The sequence below is a fragment of the Actinacidiphila sp. bgisy145 genome, assembly GCF_057708125.1.
Genome location: NZ_JBYIRL010000102.1, coordinates 1 through 1,779 on the forward strand (window position 1 = coordinate 1; position 1,779 = coordinate 1,779).

At 70.0% G+C, this 1,779-nt stretch carries 1 protein-coding gene; it reads left to right on the forward strand.

Annotation, left to right across the window (positions count from 1 at the left end):
- The coding region (locus AC3ERT_RS36460; protein WP_435179466.1) for a SpnB-like Rossmann fold domain-containing protein at positions 1–1,779 on the forward strand (1,779 nt) is incomplete at both ends.

Consider the following 1,779-nt stretch of genomic DNA (forward strand, 5'->3'; position numbering starts at 1 on the left):
GCGGCGCGGTCGTTGGTGCTGCGGGAGGCGTCGGCTGGTCAGTTCACCGGGGCTGGCCGGCAGGTGCGGCAGTCGCTGTTCACGGTGGATTGGGTTCCGCTGCCTGCCACGCAGGACTCTGACACCGCCGTGGTGCAGTGGGTGCGGCATGGTGAGTCGGTCGGGTCCGAGGCGGCTTCGGTGGCGGTGGTGCCGGCTGCCCGATCGGGGGTTCCGGTACCGGAGGCGGCTCAGTTGGCTGCTGTGACGGTGTTGGGTTGGGTGCAGGAGTGGCTGGCCGATCCCGAGACGGACAATGCGCGGTTGGTGGTCTGGACCCAGGGCGTGGCTATCGGGCAGGATCTGGCGGGCGCGGCGGTGGTGGGTTTGGTGCGTTCGGCGCAGTCGGAGCATCCGGGGCGTGTGCTGTTGGTCGATGTCGACCCGGCGGCTGACCTGGACCCGACCCGGGACGTTGACGTGGACACCGTGCTGGCTGCGGTGCTGGGTGCTGATGAGCCCGAGGTCCGCATCAGTTCCGGGGATGGGACTGTGGCGGTGTTCGGGCGTCGGCTGGTCCGGGCGGGTGCGTCGGGTGAGTTGGTGTTGCCTGGTGGTTCGGGTTGGCGGGTGGAGGTGGCGGAGCCGGGTGATCTGGGCAGTGCGGCGGTGGTCGATGCTCCCGAAGCCGGTGTGGCGTTGTTGCCGGGTCAGGTGCGGGTGGGTTTGCGGGCGGCGGGTGTGAACTTCCGCGATGTGGTCGCCGGCCTGGGAATGGTTGCGGACGGCCGGATGCTGGGCGGGGAAGGCGCTGGCGTGGTCCTGGAGACCGGTCCCGGAGTCACCGGCCTGGTTGTGGGTGAGCCGGTGATGGGTTTGGTGCCAGGGTGGGGCCCGGTCGGGGTCGTCGACAGCCGGCTGGTGACTGCGGTGCCGCGGGGTTGGTCGTTCCAGGAGGCCGCATCGGTGCCGGTGGGGTTCTTGACCGCGTTTTATGCACTGCGGGACTTGGCCCAGGCCCGCCCGGGTCAGCGGGTGCTGATCCATGCCGGTACCGGCGGTGTGGGCACGGCTGCGGTGCAGCTGGCTCAGGAATGGGGTTTGGAGGTCTTCGCCACCGCCAGCCCGGCGAAGCAGGCGGCGTTGCGGGCGATGGGCATCGATGAGAGCCACATTGCCTCGACGCGTGATCTGGCTTTCTGTGAGCGGTTCTTGGCCGTGACCGGTGGTGCGGGTATGGACGTGGTCGTCAATGCTCTGGCGGGGGAGTTCACGGACGCGTCGTTGCGGTTGTTGCCGCGTGGTGGGCGGTTCGTCGAGATGGGCAAGACCGATATCCGTGATGCCGAGCAGGTCGCCCAGGCATACCCCGGGGTGGTCTACCGAGCGTTCGATCTGATGGATGCTGGTGTGCCGCGGGTCGGGGAGATGCTCGCTGAGCTCGGGGTGATGTTCGAGGCGGGGACGCTGACTCCGCCGCCGGTGACGTGTTTCGAGCTGTCGCAGGCGGTCGGGGCATTGCGTCATCTGCAGGCTGCCCGGCATGTGGGCAAGGTCGTGCTGAACGTCCCCGCCCAGTGGGACCCGCAGGGCACCGTCCTGGTCACGGGTGGGACGGGGACTCTGGGTGGGGAGTTGGCCCGGCACCTGGTCACCGTCCGCGGCGTGCGGCATCTGGTGTTGTTGTCGCGGCGTGGCCCGGCGGCACCGGGCGCGGCGCGTCTGGTCGCGGAGCTGGCCGAGCTGGGTGCGGAGGTGCGGGTGGTGGCCGGTGATGCCGCCGACCGTGACGCCCTCGCC